The sequence below is a fragment of the Gilliamella sp. Nev6-6 genome (assembly GCF_001690605.1).
GTDB classification, from domain to species: Bacteria; Pseudomonadota; Gammaproteobacteria; order Enterobacterales; family Orbaceae; genus Gilliamella; species Gilliamella apicola_C.
The window spans coordinates 43,564-52,853 of the sequence record NZ_LZHP01000001.1 but is presented as its reverse complement, the minus strand read 5'-3'; the positions used below and the strand labels follow the sequence as shown (position 1 = coordinate 52,853).

Sequence of the window (9,290 nt, the reverse complement as noted above, 5' to 3'; positions counted from 1 at the left end):
GGAGAATTACCAGGAATGAATAACGATCCTCGCTTTCCTGAATCGGCTGGATTCAAAAAAATGCAGGCTATGCATAAACTTCCTGATGGTTCAAACATCAATATTCATTATCAATATAATTCATATACAGGAAAAGCATATGATATGAAAATAACATCAGTCAAACCCAAATGGCCACAACCAGGTGTATCGTTTACAGACAAATAATAAGGTTATTTTATGAAAATTAGAAATTTAACTGGGACTATTATAGATGTATTTGCAATTTATTGGTTCGATGATGAAACTCTTTTTTTAGGACTACCTAAAAATCACGGAGGATTTATTGAATATAGGGCTACTGAAGTATCAGTAATTGAACCTCACATTAATTTTAAGACAGTGTATTTTGAAAATAATTCAAAAGGTATTTTTCACTGGGCTTTAATCCAGGAATCTTTATTAGATAATATAATTGAACGAAACGAAAACGCATATAAACGTTTCCTTGAAATCATTAAATCAGAAAATTTAGTTAATCCTGGCTTTTATTAGAAGATAATCAAATCCCTGCTTATTTTGTGGGGATTACTTGGTATATCCACACTTTTTAGTACCTAAAAGATAAGGTCATAAATTCATTTATTGCCATACCCGACCCACTGATTTGGATTGACCCGTTGGGGTTGTTGGATGAGTGCCCAGAAACGAAGAGAAAAAAAGTAAAATGAATAAATTATTATTTGATTTTTATCAAACCGATAAACCGCTGTCAGGAAAGCTAGTTTATCGAGAATCAGAATATTCGTTAGACTTCATTGAATGTTCTAATGACAATTTAGTTAGATTATCAGGTCATGGTGGATGTACTTCTTTGACTGTGCATACACTGCAAATCGAAGTTGGTATTAATACAGGCAAGTTACTTTACCCTTGGGGATTATTTCCTTTAATACATGCTATTGATAAGCCGCTTATAATACCTAATAGTTATTATGGTGAACTATCTATTAACCTTAAAAAAAAATAAACTTATATCTGGGGTATCTATTGAAATTCCAGGCTCTGATCATTGGCAATTATATAAAGATCCGTCTTCCTGTTGGATTTTTGTAGGTAACCCAAGTATTACACAGTATTCTTGTTCTATTGAGTTTGCTAATAATGTTATAGCATCTATAGCAAATGATAGTATTGTTGCGTTTTGGATGAGACCTGTCATTGAGATCTAATAAGGCACTTTTTAGTATTTATGTGATAATAAGCGATTAAGAATGATTTATACCGCTAATATTATTAATCAGCATCATTTAGAAATTAGTGTAGATAATAATACCACGCTGAAAGATTGGATATTAAGTGATGCAAGTCACGGTACACTTGAAGAATTAAGTGATAAATTGTGGTTATGGCAAGTTTCCGAGAATGAACTTGATAATATCAATTATTTTCTTGGACAATTGGGATTATTAATATCATGGGAATTACCCACATCAGAGCCAGAAAACCTAAACGTAGGCTACCCTAAAATAGAATAATTGACGACAAATAAACAACAGTGCTTATATCAAATCCTTGCATTAAAACAGCAAGGGTTGCCCTTTTTACTCTATCATTTTACACCACTTAAAAAATCAAATAAAATCAATACGTTTTCTGAATGATTTTTATCATATTCGATTTGCTGTTCTTTCTGCTACATCATAGTCCTTTTTCCTTATATCATACATCAAGTTTAGTGCAACTAAACGTGCACCTAACACCCAAATAGTTAGCTATTTTTAGCTAATGAGAGATGAACTTTAGATAAGGTATACTCCACCACCTGTTGTTGGAAATGGTGTTAAATGCTGTAGCATAATGGGTTCCTCTATGATTTTTATTTATATCATAGAGGTAGTATTTGTCGGTTTTTGGGATGAAAATCAAGTTCAACCTTATTGTATTGAAATGATCTTTTGACATGAAATAAAATAAATCTTTTAGCAACTACCTTGTAGTATTTCTAATAGATTTTCAGCGGTTTTAATCGTTTTAATACGATCGAGCGTATCTTCAGCAATTACAGCTTTTGTTAACTGTCGTAAAATATCGAGATGTTCATTAGCTTTCGCTGCGATGCCAATAACAACATAAGCTATGTTATCATCTTGATCCCAGAGTACCCCTTTTGGATAGTAAATTATTTTTAAGCCTGTTTTGATGACAATATCACGCTTATCAGTCGTTCCATGAGGAATGGCAATACCATTACCTAAAAATGTAGAGATTTGGGTATCTCGATCAAACATGGCTTGTGTATAATCATCTTTTACTAGACCTGCTTTTATCATCGCTTCTGATACTGATTGAATGGCATCTTGTTTAGAATAACACCCGCTTATAATTCTAATATCATCGATAGTAAGTTTTAAATCGCTCATTTATTGTCCTTTTAGTTTTGATACACCGAAAAATTATCGGTATATCAATTAGTTGATTATATCGTATTTTTAATTGTTAATTGTCTATTTTGGTGAATTCGAATTAAGCCTAATAATATGGCTCCGACAAGCGCGCCAGTAAAAATACAAGCTACCCATAGAAAAGGCTTATTTACCAATGGAAGTACAAGAAAACCACCATGTGGTGCGGGAACTTGAATGTGGCTTAAAAAAGTCAATACCGATGCGATGGCGGACGATAACATCATGACAGGAATGACTCGTAATGGATCTTTAGCCGCAAAAGGAATCGCACCTTCAGTGATATGTGTAGCACCTAAAATATAGTTTACAATTCCAGCTGCACGCTCTTCCTCAGTAAATGCTTTTCCACCAAATATCGTTGTTGAGAAAGCAATGACAAAAGGTGGCACAATACATGCGGCTGAAACTCCAGCCATAAAGTAAAAATTACCTTCGCCTAGTAGCATAGTCCCTGTTACATAGGCGGCTTTATTTACTGGACCTCCAAAGTCAAAAGAACACATAGCACCAATGACTATGCCAAGTAAAACAGGATTAGCTGACTGTAATGATTCAAGAAATGATTTCATTGCATGATTAACTGCTGCAATTGGGTCACCTAATAAGAACATGCCTGCACCAATCACAAAAACACCAATTAACGGCATGATAAAAATAGATTTTAGCCCTTCAAATGAACGAGGAAGTCTATCTAACCATTTTTTGACATATAGCATTAAGTAGCCTGCTGCAAAGCCTGCAATAATGCCACCTAAGAACCCTGCACCTGTAATATTGGCAATTAACCCGCCAACAAAACCTGCCACTAACCCTGGCCTACCTCCAATTGAGTAAGCAATAAAACCCGTAAAGATGGGCACCATAATACCAAATGCTTGCCCGCCTATTTTCATCAACAATGCGGCAAATTGATTATATTGTGCATTTGTCTCATCGGCCGAGTAAATCCCCCATAAAAATGAGAGTGCGATTAATACACCACCTGCGACAACAAAAGGCAGCATATTAGATACACCGCTCATTAGGTGTTTGTAAATTTGTCGACCAATTGACTCTTGTGTCACGGGTTGTTGATTTGAGGGTACCGATTTTTTTGTATTATTGGTAGCTCCGTTACGTAATGGCACATTGCCTGAAATTATTTGTTCAATAAGCATTACAGCCTTATGAATACCATCTTTTACAGGAACCTCAATAACAGGCATGCCATTAAAACGATCGGGATTGACATCTTTATCAGCGGCGATAATAACACCGATAGCGTTCGCTATATCCTCATCTGTAATGGCATTATCTATCCCACCTGCGCCATTGGTTTCTACTTTAATTTCAACGCCTGCTTTTTCAGCGGCAGCTTTCAAGGCTTCTTCTGCCATATAGGTATGGGCAATGCCCGTTGGGCAGCCTGTTACAGCTAATATTTTTTTCATAATAATCCCCCTTACTTTATTTGGGTCACTTCAAGCTGATCCATATAAATATTGACTTTATCTAATAAACCTAATCCATCTGATTCGGCCACGTTAGCACCAGTTGCAGATGCTTTTTTCATTGATTTTTCAATATGTTGTTGCTCAGGCAACCATTCACTAAGAAAGGCTGCTAGTGACGCATCTCCAGCACAAGCGGAGCTGATTAATTTGATCTTTACAGCATTGCAAAACCAAATATGTGTTCCATTCGAAAAATAGAGCCCTCTAGCCCCCATAGTTAATAAAATATTTTGTGCACCTTGTGCGTGAATATCTTCTAGTGCGGTAATAATTTGCGATGTCGTTTGGGTTTCAAAACCAAAAATTTCTTTGATTTCATCATCATTGGGTTTAATTAATAAAGGTTTATAAGCGAGTAAATCACTTAATATTGGATGGCTAATATCGAGGATGACTTGAATATTTTTGACTTTACATAGAGTTAAAATAGATAGGTAATATTCGGGTTCAATGTTATTTGGTAGGCTACCGCTAATAACTAAATAACAGTTACTGCTTAGTGATTTTATTAATCCTAGCAATTCTTGTTTTTTATTATCAGGAACAAAAGGGCCTTTACCCACCAATTTATATTCATTTTGCCCATCATTAATAAAAACATTGATACGTGTTATATCATCAATAAAACAAGGCTTTGTTTCAATCTGCATTTTTGTCAATTCATCAACGATATATTTTCCAGAAAATCCGCCAAAAAAACCTAATGCACAAGTCGGTTTTAGAAATTTGTGCAGGACAATTGAAACATTGACCGCTTTACCATTTGGGCTATATTGAGTATGCGATGTGCGGTTGACATAATTAGGATTAAGCCCTTGGCAACGAATATTCATATCAATTGCGGTATTAAGTGTTAATGTATAGATCATCTTCCTAATTCCTCTATAACTTACCGGCACAACCACATGTGGCAATAATTTTCTTGATAATTTCTTTCATTGCCGCTTTAGCTGGTTTCATATAATGGCGAGGGTCATTAGCCTCAGGATATTCAATAAAGTATTGTTTTAAGGCATTTGAAAATGCCATTTTTAATTCGGTTGCAACATTGACTTTACAAATGCCACGTTTAATACATTCACGAACATCTTTATCAGGAACACCTGAAGCGCCATGTAACACGAGTGGAATATCAGTGATTGAGCGAATTTCGGATAGGCGATCAAAATCCAGTTTAGGTTCTGATTTATAAAGACCATGTGCAGTACCAATGGCGATAGCTAGCGAGTCAATTTGGGTTTTTTGTATAAATTCTAGTGCTTGTTTAGGACTGGTATATAAAGCATCTTTTGCATCCACAGCTAAATCATCTTCAACACCACCAAGACGCCCTAATTCAGCTTCAACACTAACATCATAACGGTGAGCATAATCTACTACACGTTTCACAATGGTAATATTTTCTTCAAATTGAAGATGTGAACCATCAATCATGACAGATCGAACACCAGCATTAATTTTATAAGCTATATCATCAAATTCTTCATGATGATCTAAATGAACAGCTAAAGGGATGTGATGCTTTTTAGATAGCTCATGAGCAATAGCAATAATGTTTTCTGTTCCTGCATAGCTATATGTGCCTGGTGTGCCTGCTAAAATAACGGGTGATTGCAATTCAGCGGCAGTTTTAACTACGACCTGTATGGTTTCTAGGTTATGGATGTTAAAGGCTGGTACTGCATAGTGCTCTGTTTGCGCTTTTTTTAACATATTGTGACTTGAAATAATAGACATATGACTTTCCTTTAATAATTTATTTTGACTTGATATAGCAATTAACCTTCGTTTCGAAATTAACTTTTAATAATTATGCTTTCGAATTGTAAGTTATTCTAGTGGTAATCACGTGAGATAGATCACAAAAATCAATATTACTTTCAAAACGTAACAAAAATTATTTATAAATTTTCATTTTGATGGTTAACATGTATATATGAAGTGTGCTTAGATAAAAGACGTAGAAATTATTATTGGTATGATTTATAAGGTAAAATGTAATGCGCTAGTTTAATATTGACCAAGCATAGGATTAATTCTATTATCACCAGTCTTCATTTTATCTACGGTATAGGAAATAAAATTGGCTAGAGCATCTTCATCCCTATTAAAACGACGATTGCAAATTGCAGAAATTGTTCGTAAACAAGGCGAAGTTAAAGTTGATGAATTATCACAATTGCTTCAGGTATCGAATGTAACTATTCGTCAAGATTTAACTTACTTGGAGCAACAAGGATATTTAAAGCGTTCTTTTGGTGGAGCAATTTATCTTGCTCAGGATGGAGGGGGAAGTCAGACAAGTGCCATTACACAAAATTATACGCAAAGTTTTAATGATAGCCATGATATTGAATTAGTCAAAACTTGCTTAAGTTATATTAATGATGGTGATACGTTGTTTTTAAGCCATGGTAATTTAATAAGAAAATTGATTCCGTTTTTACACTGCAAAAAATCATTAATACTGATTATGAATGATATTAGTAATGCAAAATTAGCGAAAGAATTTACGGATGCCGAAGTCATTCTTATTGGTGGCGTTTTACTTGAGGGTAATCTTTTACAGGATAACAAGATGATCAATCTTATATTAAATCAATTTCCTGTATCGCATTTTATTCTCGAAATAAGTGCCATCAATATGGGTAATCAATTAATTATTGAAAATTTAGAACAGGTTAAAACTTATCAACAAATAATAAAAAAAGTCGCACACAATATCGCTATTTTACCTCAAAGGCTGATTCATAATAATGATAATAATCTGGGAAAACTCATTGATCTTGATATGGTTGTGTTATCAAGACCTGCTGTAACAGAGTATCATCAGCAACTTCTGGATGCCAATTTTGAGATACTTATTTCAAATAAATATTGTGTGACTTATCAAAACATACTGGAGAGATAATAATGCATTTCAAAATCTGCACAATTGGTGAGCTACTGGTTGAGTTTTTAGCCAAGGAACAAAATCAACGTTTCAATCAAACAGGAGAGTTTATTGGCCCTTTTGTTAGTGGTGCTCCGGCAATATTTGCAGATCAAGTTGCAAAATTAGGTTTTTCAGTTGTCTTTTTTAGTTGTGTTGGTAAAGATGCATTTGGCAAGATGTGTATAAATCGGCTGAAAAATGACGGTGTTATTATTGACGGTATCACCATGCATCATAAAGCCAATACTGGTAGTGCTTTTGTCACTTATAAAGATTCTAATGAAAGAGATTTTATTTTTAATATTCCAAATAGTGCATGTGGTTTACTTTCGTTTAATCATGTTAATGAAAGCTTATTAAAAGATTGTAATCATTTGCATGTAATGGGATCATCGCTTTATTCCTTTCGTGTGATTGATGCTATGCGTAAAGCGTTAGATATCATTAAAAACAAAGGGGGGACAATTTCATTCGATCCAAACTTACGTAAAGAAATGTTTGATATACCAGAAATGGAGCAGTCTTTTGATTACATAATGGAATATACCGATATATTTTTACCCAGTAAAAACGAAGTTAATTATTTTTCAAATAATAATGATGAAAGTGAACAACAAATAATGATGAGGTTGCTTAAAAAAGGGATTAAGCACATTGTGGTAAAAGGCGGTTGTAAAGGCGCTAATTATTATGGGCTTGACGAGCAAGGTTATTTACAAATGTTACACGTTGATGGGTACACAGTAAACTCCGTTGACCCAACAGGGGCAGGAGATTGTTTTGGTGCCACGTTTGTTAGTTTAATGTTGGCAGGCTATTCAGTCGAAAAAGCATTGCAATATGCAAATGCAAGCGGTGCATTTGCTGTATCTAAAAAAGGTCCTATGGAAGGAACATCTTCATTGCCTGAATTAAAGCAGTTCCTTTCTCGAACTTTTATTAAAAAATAATTAAAAGCAATGAAGTTATCAAAGTATAGGCAAAAAAAATCCCAATAACAAAGTTATTGGGAAAACATAAGGAATAGGAAAACAATGAAATAAATGCATTGTCGGTATACATTATGCCTTTATTTTTTAAAAATGTCTGTAAAGTTATGCAAATGATTGCTTAAATAGTTGGTACCTATTACGTTAAATAATCGTAAAGATAGGCTCTAGTTGCCTTTGTCAGAAATTAATATTTAATTTAGCTATAAAAAGAACTCTAATAATGAGTTTAGAAATAGTTTTCCATGTTCAGTTATTTGCCAGTTTTGTTCGTCTTCAATTAAATAGCCTTTTTCAATGGCCATTGTTATTTGTTTATCAACTATCTGTAATGATAAATAAGTCCGTTGTTCAAATTCGTATTTTGGCACTGGCTCAAATAGCCGAAATCGATTCATAAAAAACTCAAAAGGTAACTCTTGTTTTGGAACTTCATAATATTTATCCAAATAACGCCCTTCTAAATAACCTTTTGGATGGCGAGTTTTTACTGTACGAATAATTTTACCATCAGATTGGGTTAATTTACCATGGGCGCCACAGCCAATCCCCAAATAGTCCCCAAACCGCCAATAATTTAAATTATGTTCGCATTGAAAACCTTTTTTAGCATAAGCAGAGGTTTCATATTGCTGGTAACCGTGTTTAGTTAATAATTGATGACCTTGTTGGTAAATTTCCCAAAGTTTATCGTCATCTGGTAAAACAGGCGGTTTTGAACTAAATAATGTATTGGGTTCAATGGTTAATTGATACCAAGATAAATGAGGTGGATCAATAGCAATAGCTTGTTTTAAGTCATATATAGCATCATCAATACATTGACTTGGTAACCCATGCATTAAATCTAAATTAAAACTTCTTAAATTTAATGTTTGGGCTAATTTTCCTGCTGTGAATGCTTCTTTGGGATTATGTATTCTCCCTAATTTTACAAGCTTATCGGCTTGAAAGCTTTGTACACCAATGGATATTCGATTGATACCAGCTTGTTGATAACCATTAAATCTTTCTATATCAATAGAATTTGGATTGGCTTCAATAGTAATTTCAGCATCATTATCTACGGGAATGATCTTATTTATATTTGATAATAATTTATCAATGAGTTCAGCAGAAAACAGACTTGGGGTGCCACCACCAATAAAGATCGAATGAATTAAGCGGTTTGAGCACAAAATAGCATCATGTTGTAAGTCTTTAATCAAATGTTCTATATAAGCTTCATAATTGGGGAATTTTTTTATCGTATGCGAATTAAAATCACAATAAGGACATTTTTGTACGCACCATGGCATATGAATATATAAACTCATTGGAATTTTATACATAAACGCTGTCTTTCCTGAAAATTTTCGACAAAAATAACCAGTATGTTGTTCTATTTTTTTATAGTGTGGCATTTTACTTCAAAAAAGTAAAAAAA

At 33.8% G+C, this 9,290-nt stretch carries 10 protein-coding genes and 1 pseudogene; 6 read left to right on the top strand and 5 right to left on the bottom strand.

Translation table 11 applies throughout. From position 1 onward, the window contains the following. The 4 genes and pseudogenes from A9G42_RS00280 to A9G42_RS00260 form a co-directional block, all read left to right on the top strand. Positions 1–207, top strand: a pseudogene (locus A9G42_RS00280) (hypothetical protein); the annotation flags it as partial. A gap of 12 nt (positions 208–219) precedes the next feature. Next, entirely contained in the window at positions 220–534 is a 315-nt protein-coding gene (locus tag A9G42_RS00275; RefSeq protein WP_065652307.1) for a hypothetical protein, read from the top strand. 172 nt (positions 535–706) lie between these two features. After that, complete coding sequence (locus A9G42_RS00270; protein WP_065652306.1) at positions 707–1,009, top strand: hypothetical protein; 303 nt, start codon at positions 707–709, stop codon at positions 1,007–1,009. 244 nt (positions 1,010–1,253) lie between these two features. Then, complete coding sequence (locus A9G42_RS00260) at positions 1,254–1,517, top strand: hypothetical protein (RefSeq protein WP_065652304.1); 264 nt, start codon at positions 1,254–1,256, stop codon at positions 1,515–1,517. Positions 1,518–1,961: 444 nt separating this feature from the next. Here the strand turns inward: A9G42_RS00260 and A9G42_RS00255 are convergent, their stop codons facing one another. From A9G42_RS00255 to A9G42_RS00240, 4 genes are read right to left on the bottom strand one after another with little or no spacing between them, the layout of a single operon-like run. After that, positions 1,962–2,402: a PTS sugar transporter subunit IIA gene (locus A9G42_RS00255; RefSeq protein WP_065652303.1), complete on the bottom strand. Its 441-nt coding sequence runs from the start codon at positions 2,400–2,402 to the stop codon at positions 1,962–1,964. Between the two features lie 56 nt (positions 2,403–2,458). Then, a complete protein-coding gene (locus A9G42_RS00250) occupies positions 2,459–3,877 on the bottom strand; it encodes a PTS fructose transporter subunit IIC (RefSeq protein WP_065652302.1) in 1,419 nt (472 codons plus the stop codon). An 11-nt stretch (positions 3,878–3,888) separates the two neighbouring features. Further along, positions 3,889–4,809 (bottom strand): 1-phosphofructokinase family hexose kinase, encoded by a 921-nt coding sequence (locus tag A9G42_RS00245; RefSeq protein WP_065652301.1) that lies wholly within the window; start codon positions 4,807–4,809, stop codon positions 3,889–3,891. 13 nt (positions 4,810–4,822) lie between these two features. Continuing rightward, positions 4,823–5,677 carry a tagatose bisphosphate family class II aldolase gene (locus tag A9G42_RS00240; RefSeq protein ID WP_065567993.1) on the bottom strand — a complete coding sequence of 285 codons (855 nt, stop codon included), beginning with the start codon at positions 5,675–5,677 and terminating at the stop codon, positions 4,823–4,825. A 346-nt stretch (positions 5,678–6,023) separates the two neighbouring features. Here A9G42_RS00240 and A9G42_RS00235 point away from each other — a divergent pair, with 346 nt between their 5' ends. Both A9G42_RS00235 and A9G42_RS00230 read left to right on the top strand, forming a co-directional pair. Beyond that, positions 6,024–6,851, top strand: a complete 828-nt coding sequence (locus A9G42_RS00235; protein WP_065652300.1) for a DeoR/GlpR family DNA-binding transcription regulator — start codon at positions 6,024–6,026, stop codon at positions 6,849–6,851. A gap of 2 nt (positions 6,852–6,853) precedes the next feature. Beyond that, entirely contained in the window at positions 6,854–7,825 is a 972-nt protein-coding gene (locus A9G42_RS00230; protein ID WP_065652299.1) for a sugar kinase, read from the top strand. A 242-nt stretch (positions 7,826–8,067) separates the two neighbouring features. On the opposite strand, the gene hemW is transcribed toward A9G42_RS00230, so the two are convergent. Then, positions 8,068–9,195: a radical SAM family heme chaperone HemW gene (gene hemW / locus A9G42_RS00225; protein ID WP_065652298.1), complete on the bottom strand. Its 1,128-nt coding sequence runs from the start codon at positions 9,193–9,195 to the stop codon at positions 8,068–8,070. Positions 9,196–9,290 lie beyond the last annotated feature (95 nt).

Excerpts from the sequence above, each read along its gene's own strand:
- A9G42_RS00275 (WP_065652307.1), top strand. The coding sequence starts at position 220 with ATGAAAATTAGAAATTTAACTGGGACTATTATAGATGTATTTGCAATT.
- A9G42_RS00270 (WP_065652306.1), top strand. The coding sequence starts at position 707 with ATGAATAAATTATTATTTGATTTTTATCAAACCGATAAACCGCTGTCA.
- A9G42_RS00260 (WP_065652304.1), top strand. The coding sequence starts at position 1,254 with ATGATTTATACCGCTAATATTATTAATCAGCATCATTTAGAAATTAGT.
- A9G42_RS00255 (WP_065652303.1), bottom strand. The coding sequence starts at position 2,402 with ATGAGCGATTTAAAACTTACTATCGATGATATTAGAATTATAAGCGGG.
- A9G42_RS00250 (WP_065652302.1), bottom strand. The coding sequence starts at position 3,877 with ATGAAAAAAATATTAGCTGTAACAGGCTGCCCAACGGGCATTGCCCAT.
- A9G42_RS00245 (WP_065652301.1), bottom strand. The coding sequence starts at position 4,809 with ATGATCTATACATTAACACTTAATACCGCAATTGATATGAATATTCGT.
- A9G42_RS00240 (WP_065567993.1), bottom strand. The coding sequence starts at position 5,677 with ATGTCTATTATTTCAAGTCACAATATGTTAAAAAAAGCGCAAACAGAG.
- A9G42_RS00230 (WP_065652299.1), top strand. The coding sequence starts at position 6,854 with ATGCATTTCAAAATCTGCACAATTGGTGAGCTACTGGTTGAGTTTTTA.
- hemW (WP_065652298.1), bottom strand. The coding sequence starts at position 9,195 with ATGTATAAAATTCCAATGAGTTTATATATTCATATGCCATGGTGCGTA.